The 14403-nt window shown below is 49.8% G+C and carries 23 protein-coding genes; 10 read left to right on the top strand and 13 right to left on the bottom strand.

The genetic code is table 11. From position 1 onward, the window contains the following. Nucleotides 1-3: 3 nt before the first annotated feature. The 9 genes from EVX52_RS18535 to EVX52_RS18570 form a co-directional block, all read right to left on the bottom strand. On the bottom strand, nt 4-1017 hold the full coding sequence (locus tag EVX52_RS18535; RefSeq protein ID WP_129991859.1) for a DUF968 domain-containing protein: 1014 nt from the start codon (nt 1015-1017) through the stop codon (nt 4-6). Then, nucleotides 1014-1172, bottom strand: coding sequence for a hypothetical protein (locus EVX52_RS25340; RefSeq protein ID WP_165383716.1), 159 nt, complete (start codon nt 1170-1172; stop codon nt 1014-1016). The genes EVX52_RS18535 and EVX52_RS25340 overlap by 4 nt, the downstream gene beginning before the upstream one ends. Beyond that, nucleotides 1169-1924, bottom strand: a complete 756-nt coding sequence (locus EVX52_RS18540; RefSeq protein WP_129991860.1) for an MT-A70 family methyltransferase — start codon at nt 1922-1924, stop codon at nt 1169-1171. Before EVX52_RS18540 ends, EVX52_RS25340 begins: the two co-directional genes overlap by 4 nt. Continuing rightward, the gene (locus tag EVX52_RS25605) at nt 1921-2427 is read right to left on the bottom strand and encodes a hypothetical protein (protein ID WP_240783487.1); all 507 of its coding nucleotides are present in this window, start codon (nt 2425-2427) and stop codon (nt 1921-1923) included. The genes EVX52_RS18540 and EVX52_RS25605 overlap by 4 nt, the downstream gene beginning before the upstream one ends. Further along, entirely contained in the window at nt 2420-2767 is a 348-nt protein-coding gene (locus tag EVX52_RS18550) for a hypothetical protein (RefSeq protein WP_129991861.1), read from the bottom strand. The genes EVX52_RS25605 and EVX52_RS18550 overlap by 8 nt, the downstream gene beginning before the upstream one ends. Next, a complete protein-coding gene (locus EVX52_RS18555; protein ID WP_129991862.1) occupies nt 2764-3771 on the bottom strand; it encodes a conserved phage C-terminal domain-containing protein in 1008 nt (335 codons plus the stop codon). Before EVX52_RS18555 ends, EVX52_RS18550 begins: the two co-directional genes overlap by 4 nt. Continuing rightward, complete coding sequence (locus EVX52_RS18560) at nt 3768-3944, bottom strand: DUF4222 domain-containing protein (RefSeq protein ID WP_120162338.1); 177 nt, start codon at nt 3942-3944, stop codon at nt 3768-3770. Before EVX52_RS18560 ends, EVX52_RS18555 begins: the two co-directional genes overlap by 4 nt. A 183-nt stretch (nt 3945-4127) precedes the next feature. Next, nucleotides 4128-4649, bottom strand: a complete 522-nt coding sequence (locus EVX52_RS18565) for a YmfL family putative regulatory protein (RefSeq protein WP_129991863.1) — start codon at nt 4647-4649, stop codon at nt 4128-4130. 19 nt (nt 4650-4668) lie between these two features. Continuing rightward, nucleotides 4669-4920 (bottom strand): helix-turn-helix transcriptional regulator, encoded by a 252-nt coding sequence (locus tag EVX52_RS18570; protein ID WP_112198248.1) that lies wholly within the window; start codon nt 4918-4920, stop codon nt 4669-4671. Nucleotides 4921-5017: 97 nt separating this feature from the next. Between EVX52_RS18570 and EVX52_RS18580 the strand changes: the two genes are divergently transcribed. Next, nucleotides 5018-5713: a helix-turn-helix transcriptional regulator gene (locus EVX52_RS18580; protein ID WP_129991864.1), complete on the top strand. Its 696-nt coding sequence runs from the start codon at nt 5018-5020 to the stop codon at nt 5711-5713. Between the two features lie 245 nt (nt 5714-5958). Here EVX52_RS18580 and EVX52_RS18585 read toward each other — a convergent pair whose 3' ends face one another. Next, nucleotides 5959-6210, bottom strand: coding sequence for a bssS family protein (locus EVX52_RS18585; protein WP_129991865.1), 252 nt, complete (start codon nt 6208-6210; stop codon nt 5959-5961). 776 nt (nt 6211-6986) lie between these two features. Here EVX52_RS18585 and rdgC point away from each other — a divergent pair. From rdgC to EVX52_RS18630, 9 genes are all read left to right on the top strand, one after another. Next, nucleotides 6987-7904 (top strand): recombination-associated protein RdgC, encoded by a 918-nt coding sequence (gene rdgC / locus EVX52_RS18590; RefSeq protein WP_129991866.1) that lies wholly within the window; start codon nt 6987-6989, stop codon nt 7902-7904. Between the two features lie 178 nt (nt 7905-8082). After that, nucleotides 8083-8574 (top strand): hypothetical protein, encoded by a 492-nt coding sequence (locus EVX52_RS18595; RefSeq protein ID WP_129991867.1) that lies wholly within the window; start codon nt 8083-8085, stop codon nt 8572-8574. Nucleotide 8575: 1 nt separating this feature from the next. Continuing rightward, nucleotides 8576-8872 (top strand): DUF4406 domain-containing protein, encoded by a 297-nt coding sequence (locus EVX52_RS18600; protein ID WP_129991868.1) that lies wholly within the window; start codon nt 8576-8578, stop codon nt 8870-8872. Beyond that, nucleotides 8865-9497, top strand: a complete 633-nt coding sequence (locus tag EVX52_RS18605; RefSeq protein ID WP_129991869.1) for a hypothetical protein — start codon at nt 8865-8867, stop codon at nt 9495-9497. The genes EVX52_RS18600 and EVX52_RS18605 overlap by 8 nt, the downstream gene beginning before the upstream one ends. After that, a complete protein-coding gene (locus EVX52_RS18610) occupies nt 9497-9985 on the top strand; it encodes a class I SAM-dependent methyltransferase (RefSeq protein ID WP_129991870.1) in 489 nt (162 codons plus the stop codon). Before EVX52_RS18605 ends, EVX52_RS18610 begins: the two co-directional genes overlap by 1 nt. Then, a complete protein-coding gene (locus tag EVX52_RS18615) occupies nt 9982-10491 on the top strand; it encodes a hypothetical protein (protein WP_129991871.1) in 510 nt (169 codons plus the stop codon). The genes EVX52_RS18610 and EVX52_RS18615 overlap by 4 nt, the downstream gene beginning before the upstream one ends. A 94-nt stretch (nt 10492-10585) precedes the next feature. Continuing rightward, nucleotides 10586-10879, top strand: coding sequence for a hypothetical protein (locus EVX52_RS18620; protein ID WP_129991872.1), 294 nt, complete (start codon nt 10586-10588; stop codon nt 10877-10879). Nucleotides 10880-10922: 43 nt separating this feature from the next. After that, nucleotides 10923-11180, top strand: coding sequence for an excisionase (locus EVX52_RS18625; protein WP_129952702.1), 258 nt, complete (start codon nt 10923-10925; stop codon nt 11178-11180). Beyond that, entirely contained in the window at nt 11161-12306 is a 1146-nt protein-coding gene (locus EVX52_RS18630) for a phage integrase Arm DNA-binding domain-containing protein (protein ID WP_129991873.1), read from the top strand. The genes EVX52_RS18625 and EVX52_RS18630 overlap by 20 nt, the downstream gene beginning before the upstream one ends. A gap of 296 nt (nt 12307-12602) precedes the next feature. Here EVX52_RS18630 and EVX52_RS18635 read toward each other — a convergent pair whose 3' ends face one another. From EVX52_RS18635 to cheW, 3 genes are all read right to left on the bottom strand, one after another. After that, nucleotides 12603-12821, bottom strand: coding sequence for a helix-turn-helix transcriptional regulator (locus EVX52_RS18635; RefSeq protein ID WP_129991874.1), 219 nt, complete (start codon nt 12819-12821; stop codon nt 12603-12605). After that, the gene (locus tag EVX52_RS18640; RefSeq protein ID WP_129991875.1) at nt 12818-13207 is read right to left on the bottom strand and encodes a hypothetical protein; all 390 of its coding nucleotides are present in this window, start codon (nt 13205-13207) and stop codon (nt 12818-12820) included. The genes EVX52_RS18635 and EVX52_RS18640 overlap by 4 nt, the downstream gene beginning before the upstream one ends. A 698-nt stretch (nt 13208-13905) precedes the next feature. After that, entirely contained in the window at nt 13906-14403 is a 498-nt protein-coding gene (gene cheW, locus EVX52_RS18645) for a chemotaxis protein CheW (RefSeq protein WP_129952698.1), read from the bottom strand.

The raw sequence follows: 14403 nt of genomic DNA on the forward strand, positions 1-14403 counted from the left end.
CACTTATTTTTGCTTGCTGGTAGCGATGACGCCCATCGCCAGCGCGCGGTCTAATGTCTTCAGTACCAGAAATTCCTGAGTACCGTGTTCTGATTCCCAAGCCTGGGTATCAGCATGAAGTGAGTCGTGACACCGTCTGCACAGCGGAATCACGAACATGTCATGCGCTTTTGTCGCCATTCCACCAAATCCATTGCCGGTGATGTGGTGTGGATCATCTGACCCGTTACCACAGCCGCAACATGGCTGGCGCTTTACCCATTGGGTGTATTTCGTGTTTTCGTACCGTCTTCGCTTCGGACGAAGCAAATAGGACTCGGGCGTCTCCGGATCGATTGCCAGCGCCAGCACCGGTTTGACATTGTTCGCCAGTTCTTCGCGGGGTTGCTTCTCCCACGGGTTAACGTCAGCCTCTTTACGCTGACCACCAGGCGGGATGTATTTCATCCCCAGCGCCTCGCAAATTATCTCCTCCGGCAACTGTGTCGCCAGCCCCTTACTCGTTGCCCACCAGCACAATTCCGGTAAGGTCAGGCGGTGGCCGTCTGGCAGCCGAGACCGCGCACGAATAGCTTCAGTCACGAATTCAGTGACGTTCGCCAGAGCAGCAGCGTCCAGTTTGGCTGATTCTTTGTCGCGGTATTCATTGTCGTGAGACCAGCACAGGGACACCATGCCGCGCGCCCGGCGCACCTGCACCAGCTCATGATGATGATATTGGCCGCCGAAGTCGGTGCACTGACAGCCGCTGTTACGCTTAACCCACTGCGCCAGCGCATCCCAGCCACCAGCAAGACCAATCACGCGCTCTGACGAAAGAAAGGCCGCGAGACGCGGATCACGCGATAACGGCTGAGCCTCTACCGGTACCAGACCGTCCGCCGCGCCGCGCAGGTCTGCAGGCTCATCGGTGATCAGCAGACGTTTCCCGCTGAAATGTTGCAGCATGTCGCCCGGCGGCCGCAACAGCACGATCCCCAAATCCCTCTGTGGATATGGCTTTAAGAGCGCTCTCATTCAGCTCTCTCCCCGGCTTTAACCAGGCTGCTCAGTACAGCATCGGCATGTTCCCGCGCAGCGGTGTAATCAGTGGGATGTAGCTCCCCCGAAGGGGAGACCGCTGTCAGCCAGCCGTTGTAAGCAGAGAGCCAGATTTTCTGAAATTCATTCACGCAGCAACCTCCTGCAGGTAAACGATGCCAGCGGAGATCTGGGGTTTAGAAGCTGATAGTAGTGTCAGTGCCTGATAATGACCTGCCAACACTTTTACGCGAGAGTTCCGCACAGGAGGAATAGTAGTGAAGCTCGCCGGTACCAACTCGATATCGTTGAATGGGTTTTCATTTCCCCAGTGATGCCAGCCTGGAGCTTCTCCACGGCTAAAAAGCTCGATGCGTGAAACTTGCCCGTAAAGCTCTTCGAGGCGAAAACGCACCTCTGCTGGCTTTTCGCTGTGCTCACCGCGGCAACTGTAAACAACCTGCTTAATGCTGGCGTTCAGGCGCTTGAGACCGGACCCGCGAACGGCGATCAACACATCTTCTGTGTTGCCGCGCGTGTAGTTTCCGCCATTCATCACCGTTTCCACGTTCAAAGTATCCATAAAGTCTTCGAAATCGATCATGGTCTGTTCTGCCAGCGCACGCTCTATACGGCTACGTGCCTGCTCATAGAGTTTTACCCACGTAAATCCCTTCATGGTTTTCACCTTGAAGCCCCATGCATGCGCCAGCTCCACTGCTTCTGAAGCAAAGTTGCCGGTGTACCACATCGCCAGAACTGCGTTTTCATCTGCAATAGACCAGACCGGAAGACGCTTCATTTCCTCAACCGCCATAGTGCTATAGTGGTCACCCGCCGCGCCGTTACTTATCTTGTTGGAATACTGCCAGGCAGGATCTGCATAAATCAGTTGATAACTCATAGCGCCTCCGATTTAGGGGCGATACGGAAGTTTTGATCAAAGTTTTTGGTTTGAAAGCATGACCAGCGCCCCGTATGTAGGGCATAGCCACATACTTTGTTTTTGTCCCGGTAAACAACATTGAACTCCTTATAGAAACGTGGTCTCAATTCAAGGTAGAGGCCTAGTTCTTCAGGAATTACTGATAAAGTGCTTTTCTCGCCATGGTTCACTGGTGGTGTCGTGTAAACAGGAATAATTACGCCGCCGTAGGCGTTTTTGCATTTGATGGCATCAACTTCTTCCAAATACACATCAAATTTAAAAGTAGAACTATTTCCGTCTGTGAACGGTCGACTAATGACGTAATAATCAGGCTTGGCCTGCTTTACTGCTAATGCTATACGTAAAAGTGGAATGATTTCTTGAACATCAAACAAAGCATTTCCGTATGAAATTGCTTTAGCCATTGAAAGCAACTCTTCCAACCGCCCTTCGCTGAACTGCCCCAAATCGTTATTCATAACGCCCCCTGCCCAGATGTACTGCCCATAGGTTGCATTCAAACTCAGCACTGATTTCAGCCGGTGTTTTCACAAGAGCTATATTGGATTTTTCGGCTGCTGGTTCTGCGACTTGTTTTGGCGCTTCGCCCAGTGAATAGGTTTTCTTCACGGCACAATGCCCAGTGACAATGTTGAACCGAGGCTTTTTGCTGATCGTATTAATCTTAGATGACATCGAATGCCCTGAAGGAATAAAGCAGGCATGTTCGATTAACGATGCTTCAGTATTCGAGCAGGTGCGCGCAGTGCAATCACGCATGGGCTCTTCTATGACTAATTCCTGATGGTTTTTTTTCATGCAGGTTTCCCACCCTGCCGGCGCTGGGCACATTCTTTCCAGATGCGATTCCAGGTGCTGATCGCGAAATCACTGCGCATGCCGCGCACGCTGGCTTTGCTTGCCTCAGTACAGACCAGTTTTTCCAAATCACTTGGGGCTTTGCTCGCCGCAACACCGCTGATAAACCGGCGATAAGCTGAATCACGTTCAGAGGTATCAACGGCCACTTCGCCGCGGTCCCACTTCCCGTTTTTGCGGGCTGGGCGGCCAGCACGATTCCAAGCATTGGCACCTTCGAGATAACCCGGGAACTTGGAAGGCTGGAACAACGTGGACGGGCGCAGATACTCGGCCATTTCCAGATCGCCGCCCCATTTGGCATGCATGTAATCAACGGTCAGTTGCTGTTCTTCAGGGGTGAAGCCTTCACGCAGTCTGGCGCGGATGTTATCCAATGAGGATTTGCTGACCTGATAACGTGAGCCGGTGGTCTGGTTCAGGTAGTTCAGAACCTGTTTAGCCTGATCAGTAATTTCAACCTCGGCGTCGGTCTGCGCAGCATGCTGACAAAGGGGTTTTATATCTGATGGATCTTGTTTTGAATTTACTGACGGATCCCCCCCAGATTCTGACGGGTGAAAACCGGTATTCGTGTTGGATTTTGATGCGTCGGATTTTGACCGGTCAGAATTTGAGGTGTCAGATTTTGATGCGTCAGAATCTGACGGTTGAGCGGCAGCACGAAGCTTCGCAATATTCAGCTGGTACATGTTCGACGTGTTGCGGTTTCCCTTACGGCGCTGAGTGCTGGTGATCCAGCCGTCAGCCTCAAGTTTGCCCAGCGTAGTACGCACAGTGCTTTCACCAGCACCCAACTGGCGGGCAATGGTGGTAATTGACGGCCAGCACAGGCCTTCGTCAGAACTGAAGTCAGCGAGGCGCGCCATGATGGCCACCGCCGATATTTTCAAACCGGCAGCAGCGCAACCATCCCAGACGTATGCGGATAATTTAACGCTCATAAGACCCTCTTAAATTTTCGCCGGAATTGTTCAGTAGGCTGGGCACACTCATGCGGGTAACCTGCGCGCATGAAGATGACGCGATCCCCTGCTCTGTCGAAGCCCACGACGTGTACCACAACGCCCCGCCAATCCTTGTAACGCCGGTCCAGCTTCTGGATTTCTTCAGACATGCCGTCACCTTCTGGCTGCTCTGGCGGACGTAACCTACCCACCACGCCGCGAACTGGTAGTTGCACGGTACCCAGTGGCCCGATACCATCACTTCGTACGACAAAGCTTGTTTGTTGCCGCCAGTCGCTTTACAGCGCATTTGCGGAACGCCAGCTTTTATGAGTAAACTGTTCATGCGTTAATTACTCCACACACGTTTTTAATGCGCCCGACGCCTCAAGCTGCACACTTGGGGCGTCAACCTTTCCGGCTTTACTTTTCTTGCCAAACAGCGCCAGCACAGCCCTAACCTCTGCATCACGCGCCGCTAAATGCTGACGGTGAAAATCCAAGATTTTTTCGGCTTCCAGCTCATCAATAACCCCATCTGCCAGTGATGACTGAATAATCATGTCCACCTGCCCACGGTGCGCAGCGGTACGCACGCTTTTGCTGAAAAGCTCAACCTGATCAAGTTCATCCAACTGGGGAATATCTACGTACAGGCCACCACGGCGATGTGCGTAGTACTGCGCCAGGTAACTTGTGCCGCTGATGTCTTCCATTGCGATCAGCTCATCAATTTCAAAGAATCTGCAGCCGTTCTTTTCGTAAAGATTGTTGTTGAATCGGGTTTCAGTCATGTCCAAAGCGCCAGCCATTGCCGACCGTCCGCCGGGGTAAGCGGCGCACATTGCTTTCACTACTGATTTCAGTCCTAACATGTGGCTTTCCTTTTGGTAGTTATGGCTGTGCGCCAGTGGTGTTAGTCTTTCCAGATGAAACAAAGTCTGGGTAGCGGTGGGGGTATAAAATTTGAAGCTCATTAATCTGACCTTCATAAAATTTCACAAGTCTTTCAGCTACTTCGAGGGACGCCATTTGCTGACCTCTTTCAATCCGGCTTAAATTCGCAGGGTCGATTTCAATCAGCTTCGCTACATGAGAAAGCGTGTGGCCTTGCGATGTACGCAAGCTTCGTAATGGTGATTGCATAAAACCTCCTATAATTGCGCAATTCGCATATTAAAGTGTAGTTACGAATTGCGCAAGTCGCTTTGCATATGACGCAAAAACAACTTGTAATAGGCGCATGAACATAGGAAAACGCATAAGAGAACTTCGCCTGGCGAAGGGAATGAAAATTAGTGATTTGGCTGACGCTGTCGGAATTGACGGTGCGAATATTTCACGCCTTGAGACAGGTAAGCAAAAGTCATTTACTGAACAATCACTTAGTAAGTTTGCTGAAGCTTTAGGCGTTGAGGTTTCTGATCTCTTTACTGCGGCTGAAAACAGGAATACTGTATATGAATACAGTAAAATTAATCCTGTGGTTCAGAAGGAAACAGCCGTGTTCAGAGTCGACATACTTGATATAAGCGCTAGTGCGGGCGGTGGATTTATTCAGGGAAGCGATGTGATCGATGTGATCAGGTCCATTGAGTATAACAACGAGCGGGCCATTGCCATGTTCGGTAGCAGACCTCCCGAAACAGTGAAAGTAATCAATGTGCGCGGTGATAGCATGGCTGACACTATTGAGCCTGGTGACCTGATATTTGTCGATGTATCAGTGACAGACTTCGATGGTGATGGAATTTATGTCTTTGGATTTGATGATAAAATTTACGTCAAAAGATTGCAGATGATTCCTGATAAAATCTTGGTGATCTCTGATAACAACAAATATAGAGAATGGACAGTAGATGAATCTAATCAACATCGATTCTATGTATTTGGTAAAGTTATGATAAGCCAATCGCAGGCATACAAGCGTCACGGCTAAACCTTCATTGAAAGAAATGACCGCCTATCACGGCGGTTTTTTTTCGTCCTTATAATTGCGCAATATGCAATTTAATACTTGCGTGATTCGCAATTGTGTTTTATCTTTTCCTCATCGGCAGCACAACGGGAAGAACACAGCAGCTTAATGAGGTATCAGGATGGATGACACAATTTTGCTTAAAGAAAAAAGCGCCAGTTCTACCAGGCGCTTTGAAAAATCGGAAATCTTAAACGTATTCAGTATTAGTGCTTCTCAGATGTCGGAACTGAAGAATCAAATTTTTCGACCGTATCAATATGCTTTTGTAATTCTGAAATCAAAGCTCGGGCAATGTCCGGAGTAAGACCAAAAAACTGGGTCTCTTGGGCTTCTTCTATAGGTTGAATCGGTGAAGTTAGAAACTGAAATTTCATTACTAAAGCATCATAACCAGGTAAAGGTCCTATTTTCCAACCTGCGATAGGGAATATAGGTATATCGGATTTGTTAGACACGTTATTTCCTTCTTGGCTGTGTGAGAACTACCAAGATAACACCGCCGCCTGAGGTGGAGAAGTGACCAGGCATACAACGGCAAAAACACTGGGGGTTGAGGAACTCATCAACCGAAGTCACTCATGACCACAGTTGAAAAGTGTTCTTGCCGATGTTTAGGGATTAGTGGATCGGTAAATCAGGGACGAGCGTCAGATATGGAATTTCGCGGAAGGTTACAACTTCATAAACGTTAACTGGATGCTTACACACTGCACATACGATGGAGGAGATAGTCTCAGAGAATACGACATCAGAAGTGATATTGAATCTCTCAGAATTACATTTTTCGCAGATAAGTTTTATATCGGGCATTTTTAACTCATGGATAAGTGATGATCCTAACCAGATTATTAAGAATTTTCTTATTCCAATGACAAGTATAGCAGACGCTTAGATTCTTGAATAAATGCATAACGTAAAGAGCACTGACGGTGAGCAAGCTGGCAAAGCTTTCAATGTCCTACAGTCCCGATAGTGCTCTCTCCGTTGTGGCCAGCATCAGGTGATGGTCGGGTTCCCTACCCGATTGTGGGTTCGACTCCCGCCGCACAATCAGATCGACGTGGAACCTCGATAATTGCTGCGTGTAGTTGCTTCGGCGGTGGCATGACTCTTCAACCTACCCAAGGGGGGAGCGAAGATAATGTTCTGATCATGACCACCGCCAATTTTTTCACAACATTCATCATTTTTGTGCAGAAGAATGACCATCTCAAAACGTGTGGAGCAAACAATGAAATTAGCGACAATCAAAAATGCAATCGTCTATAAGGCTCACCTGCCCGAAGCTGACCTGCTGGCCGGCCATCTTAAAGAATTTCCGTTCTCTGAAATTGGTGAACTGGAAATGGCGCGCGTTGGATTTATCCCGAACCTGATCACCGCCGAACTGGTAACGCCATTCCAGGGTGGATTGTCTCTTTCGCTGCGCATCGATGAGAAAATCATTCCCGGCGCCGCAGTGAGAAAAGAGGTTCAGGATCGCGTGTCCACTATCGAGCTTGAAGTCGGCAAGAAATTAAAGCGCTCTGAAAAGCTGAATATCAAAGATATGGTGCTGGCGGACTTCTGCAAACAGGCATTCGTGAAAACCACAGTACTGAACGCGTTCTACAACACAGAGCACCACCTGCTGATCGTCGCCACGGGCAGCAAACATTATGCTGGTGTGCTGGTCAGTTACCTGGTCAAAGCTGTTGGTTCTGTGAAGACTGAAACCATCCATATAAGCGATATCAAACACGGCCTGACCACAAAGCTTAAAACGTACCTGAATGGCGATGATCGTGCGTTCGACGGCTTCCACGTCGGCGATTTCACCCAACTGTCACGAAAAATCGAACAGAAAGAAACTATCAAATATGCAGCTGACATCGACAGCATCCGGGAAGAATTGCGCGAGAACTTGGAAAACAGTTATATCGTCGATTCCATCAACCTACGTTACGGCGATGTGAGTTTTTTGCTGACCGAAAATTTCTACTTCAAACGCGTGGATCTCCGCGAACTGGCAGATAACGCTGAAGACGACCTGCCGTTCCGTTGGCGCCATGAAGCTTCAGTTGCGACTTTGCTGCTGACCAGCGTGATTAATACCCTGTGTGTGCTGCTGAGCTATAAGCCGCAGGAAAAAGAAATTAACCCTCAGTAATACAGTCGCCCAGCGCACCGGGCGTTATTTAAATCTGACCAATGAAATTTAATTGCCATCACTGGCAAGGGATTCGCTCACGCCGAAATCAGGAAAAAGGTTATTTCATGAAACTTGATATCGCATTTTTCTTTTATCTCAGCGTGATTATGGCAACCACATATTTAGGAGTGCATCCATGAAACTAATTCAACCAGTAACACCAGAACGTAACGCCGATAACCTGGGTTTTTGGACTCACCCTGATTTCTTCGAACCGGCCAACGGTAACGAATACCCAGCGCCAGGGGAATTTGAAGCGTGGGCAAAGGCTCAGGGTGTCGAGGTTTATACCCTGTCACTTGATGCCGATCCAGCAGCTGACGATATTCAGGCCGCCTATGAAGCAGGCGAAGCTGATGTTTCTGCGTGGAACCCAACACCGCCGATCGGGGATGGCTGGTTCCTTGCCTCAATTCACGATACCGAGGATGGCCCTTATAGCGTCTGGTTCCGCCGCAATACTGAAGAACAAGCCGAAATTGCGCGCCTTAAAACCGACTTTTTGGAAAAGCACCAGGTGGCGATCACCGCCGCTTATGAATATTTCAAAGCCTGCCCTGTGGGTAATGAACGCACTATCGCGCACCAGATTTATCAGGTACTGCGCACGGCTACGAGGGTGGGCTGAAATGAAAGTTTATATCGCTGGGCCTATGACCGGCCTGCCGCATTTCAACCGCCCTGCCTTCCAACAAGCGGCGATCAACCTGTCATTCGAAAAGCACCTCCCGCTGAATCCGGCGATCCTGCCTGATGGCCTGACAGAAGCTGATTACATGGCTATTGCTCTGACGATGCTGCAGCGCGCTGAAGCAATTTACCTGCTGTCCGGCTGGCAGTTCAGTGCGGGCGCCAGAGCAGAACATGCGCTGGCTTTAAAGCTGGGTTTGGAAGTAATCGAACAGAGAGATAGCAGCCATGACTGATCGTTTCTATATGGCATGCCTGCGCGACACGGTCGGTAGCAATATGTCATTCCACTGCCGCGACGGGCATGGTTATGCCTCTGATATCAATAAAGCACATGTTTACACGCTGGAAGAGGCTCAAAACAGTTGGAATCGTGGCCGTGATATCGACCTGCCTGTTTCAGCTGATGCAATCGACGCCGCTGCTGTTTGGCATGTTGATCATCAGCATATTCCGGGTGAAAGCGTTCTCGAAGAAGGTTGCGAACGTTACGTGGCTTTCGTGAAAGGCAGGTGGAACGGGAATGATGTTTATTGGCTGTCTGATCTGCTGCCGACCGATGATTTCAGCAAGGCCAGAGTTTTTTCTCAGCCTGATACAACCGATAGCGATCTGGTCTGGTTGCCCTTCACTACTGCTGACGCAGTGAAACGCAGGACGTTCAACATCAACCTGCTCGACCGCCGAACCATGATTCAAAGCGCGGGGCTGCGCCAGCCTGACTGGTTTAAACGACAAAAGCGCCGCAAATCATCAGGTAAGACACGCTGGAACTGCCCATGCTGCGGAAAAATCAGTTGGCAGGAAAACCCTTACGACTTTGACGGCTGCCGGGACTGGGCATGCGAGGGGCACCGATAATGACTAACGTAACCAGCAAGCCAATCCTCGATATGTGCTGCGGATCCCGGATGTTCTGGCTCGATAAGCAGGATGAGCGCGTTGTATTCAGTGATGTGCGCAGCGAAGAACACACGCTTTGCGACGGTCGCCACCTGGTGATCAGCCCTGATGTGATCGCCGACTTCCGCCAGTTACCATTCGCCGATAACAGTTTCTCCCAGGTTGTATTCGACCCGCCACACCTCGAGCGGGCCGGAGAAAAAGGCTGGATGCGGAAGAAGTACGGCGCGCTGGACAAAGCAACGTGGCGTGATGATATCGCCGCCGGCTTTCGTGAAGCGTTCCGAGTGTTGCGGCCACACGGCACGCTCGTTTTCAAATGGAACGAAACGCAGATACCAGTTGCCCAGGTAATCGCGCTCACTGACCAGAAGCCAACAATCTGGCAGCGCACCGGCAAAGGCGACAAAACTCACTGGATCCTGTTTTTGAAGGAAGCCGTATGACTGACAAAACTGATATTGCAGCGCAACTCTCAAAGCGCATTTTACATTACGCAGATATGGCCTCATGCACATCTGAAGGAACCAGTGTTTTGGGCGCTGACCTTCTCAAGCTTATTGGCGACACGATTAATGACCTCATCGGCAAGCTCGAGGTTGTCAGTAAATCGGAGTGGAAGCTGGCTGGTGAATTGACCGAACTGCAAATGACTTTTAACGCGCTGCAGAAGAAAGACAACAGTTGCACTCTGGGTGTTGGTGAGGGTTCTGGAAGGCTGTTTGTCCACGGGGATTACGACTCGATCAAGGCCACACAGAAAATCATCCTTGAGCGTGATGCATTGAAAGCCAAGCTGGCTAATCCAGTGGTGCTGACAGATTGCACCTTTGAGGCGGTATCTCACATGGCTCACTGGTATTCGGAAGGTGAATGTGTTGCGTGGGTTTCAGGCGCGGAGCACGTAAAAAAGCAGATTCTGGGAGCCGGATTTACTGTAAAGGGGGATTGATGGCACCGCACTGGCTACAGCAGCGGTTCCAGTATTGGAAATACTGGAGGGGTTTTGAACAAGCCTATTACAAAATTAAAGCAGAGAGGAAATCATGAAAAATTTAACCAACGAACGTCTGAAGGAAATTATCGCGCATCGCTCCCCTTCTCTGCGCTGGGGAGAGGCTGAAGCCATGGCAAGCGAACTTTTGGTTTTGCGACCGGGTGAAGCGCCAGCCGTTACGCCTGACTCTGCGCCATCATTTATTCTGGATTTAATGGCCCAGATCCGCGCTGCAAAATCACCAGAGGAAGTCCGCGCAATTAAGGCAAAGGTCTGTGCCGCTGACCTGGATATTGCTGTGGAGACGTTCGACAAGGCAATCGAAAAACTTTCAAATCTGTAAGCCAGTGTGCAGCCGGCTATAACTAAACGTGTGGAGTAACAGTATGGGCCAATTAGTTTCTTTAGCGGAATGGGCAGCAGGACCAAATGGCTTCAAAGAACCTCCCTGCAAAGCCACCCTTCATCGTATTGCGAAAACCCGGCAGACTTATCCGCCGGCCGTTAAGCAGGGTCGTAGATGGGTTGTTGATGAGGAAGCCAAATTTATTGGTATGGTTGATCGGGTCGAAATATCGAGCCATCTTCCGGCCAGCGCCCGAAGTTTAGTGGAGAAAGCACTTAATGGCAGCAAGACCCCGTAAATACAACATTTCAACACCGAACCTGTATTGCAAGTTAGATAAGCGAAACAACAAAACATACTGGCAATATCGACACCCGATTACGGGAGAGTTCATCGGTTTTGGTACAGATGCAGATGCCGCGCACGCTGCGGCACTTGAAATGAATCGCATAACTTCAGAGCAATTATCTTCTCAATCTTTCGCCCTGATAGATATTGCGAAGCAAAAAGCCGACCCCAATGCTCAGAACATGCGATTAAAACAATGGGTAAAAGAATACAAAGCCATCCTTGACCGACGTGTGCAACGAAAAGAGTTGGCATCATCAACCGCCAGGGGGCGTAAGGCATGCGCAGAGATTCTTTCGGCGCGTTCACAGAACATTTTGCTTAAAGAGGTTGGCGCACGTGAGATGGCTGCTTTGATAAACGAATACGTTGATGCAAATAAAACAAGAATGGCGCAAGTCATGCGGGCGGCGTGGATCGATATGTTTAAAGAAGCACAGTTTGCCGGAGAGGTTCCCCCAGGCTTCAACCCGGCGCTGGCCACCCGTAAACCGCTGGATGAAGTTTCAAGACAGCGCCTCACACTCGATGACTGGTGGGCGATTTATCACGAGGCAGAACGCAGATCACCATACATCTGCAATGCCATGCTGCTCGCTGTAGTTACCGGACAACGGCGCGGAGACATTGTAAAAATGAAATTCTCTGATATTTGGGATGACATGCTTCATGTTGTCCAGGGAAAGGGTAAAGGCAAAGTCCGGATAGCGATCCCCCTCTCGTTGCGATGTGACGCCATCAACATGAGTGTTCGGGATGTGATTAACAAATGTCGCGACCGCGTGCTGAGTAAACATCTTGTCCATAATTCAACACTCTCCGGCGGTTCAACGCTGGGTTCACCAGTGGCTGAAGGATCATTAACACAACGATTCGCCGAAGCCCGGGATTGCGCAAATATAAAAATTGAAAAAGGTAAAACCGCGCCGACATTTCACGAACAACGTTCTCTTTCTGAACGCTTGTATAAAGCTCAGGGGATCAACACTCAGGAATTGCTGGGGCACAGTTCAGCGAAGATGACTGAGCTCTATCATGACGAGCGCAAAGAAAAGTGGGTTGTCATCGCCGTTTAATTATTGCTCGGTTTTGGGGAAGGGTTTTGGAGGGGTATTGGAGAGGAGATTTATTTAACGATAAAACAGTGAGTTATTGCATTCGTGAACTGCCTGTGCGGCAGTGAACTGTTGCGTTTTCAAGTTTATCCTTTGAACTGCAAAAGATTATGCCTGTTTGGGCAAAATACCCTCTTTTTGTGATGACCTGAGTGATTAAGTAAAATCAATGGGTTAGCGAAAGTGCAAAAAAGAGGGTTAGTTCGCAGATGCCATTAATACCCCAACCCTCCCCTTTGCAGGGGAGGGAGCTGATCTCAGTTGTATGTTATTTCGGTGTAGCGGCTCGGCCAGATGGTTTCGGCTTTTACGCCGATGGCTTCGGCGATCAGCCTTTCACCTTTCGGCCATTTGCGGGTCAGCGCATTCGAAAGCGTTGAGGAACACAACCCCGCACGGCGTGAAACTGCCGCCATCGTGGTGCCCTTCTTTTTAATGGCCGCAATAATATCGGCCTGATGCCAGTCTTTGTTCATGCGGCTTCCTCCGTGGAGGCATACAGCGAGCAGCGCAGCATTTCGAAACGTTCCCACAGGATAAACGCGATAATCTCTTTTATCTTTCTGTCTTGCAGCGTCATCAGTGTGAAGTTCAGCGCCATGCACTGATCGCAAAGTTCATCGGGCTCAAGCTCGGCGTAATCAAATAAGCCGTCGTCCAGCGGTATGCCTAAATCTTTCCGGTGCTCCGGGATGGGTTGCGATAAGGACGCTTCAAGGCATTCAAGCTGGTTGTGCAGCATCATACAAAGCCTGTCCTGCGCACCTTTGTTTTGCGGATTCACCAGCGCATTTGCCAGTAACCGGCAGCGATCGGTGAGTGTCCATGAATCGGGGGATGTGTTGTTGGTCTGAGTGGTCATTTCAATGGCTCCAGTTGAGGCGTTACGTTACCACCGGAGTTCCTAAGCTCATGGGTGGTAACTCAGACGAGGTTAGGAATCGGAAAACTGGAAACCGACCAGCCCTAAGGCTGCCCCGCCTGAGCCACCAATTGATATATTACATAAGTGATACAAAATCCACTTTTCAATCAGTAAAGCGAAGCGACAACGCATTTTCTATGAGCGTTTACAGTTTACCGGGTTCCTAAGCCCGACTGCGGATTGTGCCGCAGCGAGGAGACAATAACGGGATATCCACACATTAAAAATGGGCAAAGCGCGGGAATGGGATACTGCTTCCAGGGAGTTTTTAGGATTTGCAGTGAGTTGCAGAGATACGATTAATACCCCAACCCTCCCCTTCGCAGGGGAAGGAGCAAGACAACACCCTTCCGCATTTGATTTTGCGAGAGTATCAGAACGGGGTTTTTATTCGGTCGGGACTGGCGTGCTCAAAAATCTTGCTGAACGGAGCGGCCTGAAGACCGGGGGCTTCAGGACCGGGAGAAGGCATCGCAACGCGACAAGATTTTGCACCACACACAGAAGCCGCGAAACATGTCCGTCGTACCTGCGACAGCGCGCAGTGAAAAAACGCAGGATTGTTAAGGGGCGCGTTTACGCCCCTTAACCCGGTGTAGGCCGGCGCCCACGACCTTGATCTTAACAAACGAAAATCAAATTTTCGTCACACTATCAACGAGTGCCATTTCTTCACTGCTCAGCAGTTTCTCGATATCCACCAGGATCAGCATACGGTCCCCGAGCGAACCCAACCCGGTCAGGTACTCAGTCGACATGGTCACGGCGAATTCCGGTGCCGGGCGGATCTGCTCCTGGCTCAGCGACAGGACATCTGACACGCCGTCAACCACGATCCCGACAACGCGGTTTTCGAAGTTCAGTACGATCACCACGGTGTTTTCATTATAAATCACGTCTTCCTGAGCGAATTTGACGCGCAGGTCGAGGATCGGCACGATAACACCGCGCAGGTTAGTGACACCTTTAATAAAGGCCGGGGTGTTAGCAATACGGGTTACCTGATCGTATCCGCGGATTTCCTGCACTTTGAGGATATCGATGCCATATTCTTCATCGCCTAAAGTAAAGATCAGAAATTCCTGACCTACTGTTTCGCCCGCAATTTTCGCCACGGTTGCAAGTCCTGCCAT

The sequence above is a fragment of the Rahnella sp. CFA14(1/10) genome (assembly GCF_004195095.1).
Taxonomy (GTDB): Bacteria; Pseudomonadota; Gammaproteobacteria; order Enterobacterales; family Enterobacteriaceae; genus Rahnella; species Rahnella perminowiae.

What these genes read in the sequence shown, in the direction of transcription:
- EVX52_RS18540 (WP_129991860.1), bottom strand. Translation starts at nt 1,924, where the DNA reads ATGAGTTATCAACTGATTTATGCAGATCCTGCCTGGCAGTATTCCAAC.
- EVX52_RS18605 (WP_129991869.1), top strand. Translation starts at nt 8,865, where the DNA reads ATGACTGATCGTTTCTATATGGCATGCCTGCGCGACACGGTCGGTAGC.
- EVX52_RS18620 (WP_129991872.1), top strand. Translation starts at nt 10,586, where the DNA reads ATGAAAAATTTAACCAACGAACGTCTGAAGGAAATTATCGCGCATCGC.
- EVX52_RS18610 (WP_129991870.1), top strand. Translation starts at nt 9,497, where the DNA reads ATGACTAACGTAACCAGCAAGCCAATCCTCGATATGTGCTGCGGATCC.
- EVX52_RS18565 (WP_129991863.1), bottom strand. Translation starts at nt 4,649, where the DNA reads ATGTTAGGACTGAAATCAGTAGTGAAAGCAATGTGCGCCGCTTACCCC.
- EVX52_RS18615 (WP_129991871.1), top strand. Translation starts at nt 9,982, where the DNA reads ATGACTGACAAAACTGATATTGCAGCGCAACTCTCAAAGCGCATTTTA.
- EVX52_RS18595 (WP_129991867.1), top strand. Translation starts at nt 8,083, where the DNA reads ATGAAACTAATTCAACCAGTAACACCAGAACGTAACGCCGATAACCTG.
- EVX52_RS18535 (WP_129991859.1), bottom strand. Translation starts at nt 1,017, where the DNA reads ATGAGAGCGCTCTTAAAGCCATATCCACAGAGGGATTTGGGGATCGTG.
- EVX52_RS18625 (WP_129952702.1), top strand. Translation starts at nt 10,923, where the DNA reads ATGGGCCAATTAGTTTCTTTAGCGGAATGGGCAGCAGGACCAAATGGC.
- EVX52_RS18550 (WP_129991861.1), bottom strand. Translation starts at nt 2,767, where the DNA reads ATGAAAAAAAACCATCAGGAATTAGTCATAGAAGAGCCCATGCGTGAT.
- EVX52_RS18560 (WP_120162338.1), bottom strand. Translation starts at nt 3,944, where the DNA reads ATGTCTGAAGAAATCCAGAAGCTGGACCGGCGTTACAAGGATTGGCGG.
- cheW (WP_129952698.1), bottom strand. Translation starts at nt 14,403, where the DNA reads ATGGCAGGACTTGCAACCGTGGCGAAAATTGCGGGCGAAACAGTAGGT.
- EVX52_RS18600 (WP_129991868.1), top strand. Translation starts at nt 8,576, where the DNA reads ATGAAAGTTTATATCGCTGGGCCTATGACCGGCCTGCCGCATTTCAAC.
- EVX52_RS18635 (WP_129991874.1), bottom strand. Translation starts at nt 12,821, where the DNA reads ATGAACAAAGACTGGCATCAGGCCGATATTATTGCGGCCATTAAAAAG.
- rdgC (WP_129991866.1), top strand. Translation starts at nt 6,987, where the DNA reads ATGAAATTAGCGACAATCAAAAATGCAATCGTCTATAAGGCTCACCTG.
- EVX52_RS18555 (WP_129991862.1), bottom strand. Translation starts at nt 3,771, where the DNA reads ATGAGCGTTAAATTATCCGCATACGTCTGGGATGGTTGCGCTGCTGCC.
- EVX52_RS18630 (WP_129991873.1), top strand. Translation starts at nt 11,161, where the DNA reads ATGGCAGCAAGACCCCGTAAATACAACATTTCAACACCGAACCTGTAT.
- EVX52_RS18640 (WP_129991875.1), bottom strand. Translation starts at nt 13,207, where the DNA reads ATGACCACTCAGACCAACAACACATCCCCCGATTCATGGACACTCACC.
- EVX52_RS18570 (WP_112198248.1), bottom strand. Translation starts at nt 4,920, where the DNA reads ATGCAATCACCATTACGAAGCTTGCGTACATCGCAAGGCCACACGCTT.
- EVX52_RS25605 (WP_240783487.1), bottom strand. Translation starts at nt 2,427, where the DNA reads ATGAATAACGATTTGGGGCAGTTCAGCGAAGGGCGGTTGGAAGAGTTG.
- EVX52_RS18580 (WP_129991864.1), top strand. Translation starts at nt 5,018, where the DNA reads ATGAACATAGGAAAACGCATAAGAGAACTTCGCCTGGCGAAGGGAATG.